Annotated in this window: 1 protein-coding gene; it reads right to left on the bottom strand. The window is 58.7% G+C overall.

Translation table 11 applies throughout. The features are described 5' to 3' along the window. A partial coding sequence (locus JT360_RS33320) for an AMP-binding protein (protein WP_214477729.1) occupies positions 1-569 on the bottom strand: 569 nt, incomplete at both ends.

Here is a 569-nt window from a genome sequence, read left to right as displayed (position 1 = left end):
AAGCACATATATGCGCGTGTTCAAGATCGGGCGGCCAATGGAAGACCAGGGCGTATCCGCGCTCAGCTCCAGCATAGTCGCATCGACAGAGGTTTCCGTCGGACCGTAGACATTGAACAAGATGGGCCGGCGGCCGTTGTTGCCAAACCACGCCTTCAGTGCGGCAGGATTGACCGCCTCGCTTCCAATCACCACCTGACGCACCGTGCCAGGAAGCGCCGTGCTGGGCATCTCGACCATCATCTGGGCCCAGAACTGGGAAGGGAGATTCACCATTGTGACGCCGAAGGCGCTGCACAGATCAACGAAGGCTTTGGTCGATGCCAGCCATGCGTCGGTTCGCAGGATCAGCGCAGCACCCGTCGCCAGAACGGGAAATATCTCTTCAGCCGATACGTCGAACGATATGGATGCAAACTGAAGCGCGCGGTCTCGAGCAGACAAAGCGTAGGTCACTCGCAAGTCTGCAAGCATATTGACCACGCCTCCATGCTCGACCATGACGCCCTTTGGCGTACCGGTTGAGCCCGAGGTGTAGATCACATAGGCAAGGTGGCGTGGTGTCAGGC

This window comes from Mesorhizobium sp. dw_380 (assembly GCF_018588885.1).
Taxonomy (GTDB): Bacteria; Pseudomonadota; Alphaproteobacteria; order Rhizobiales; family Rhizobiaceae; genus Mesorhizobium.
Note: the sequence above shows the minus strand (reverse complement) of the source record. Positions and strands in the feature narration are given on the sequence as shown.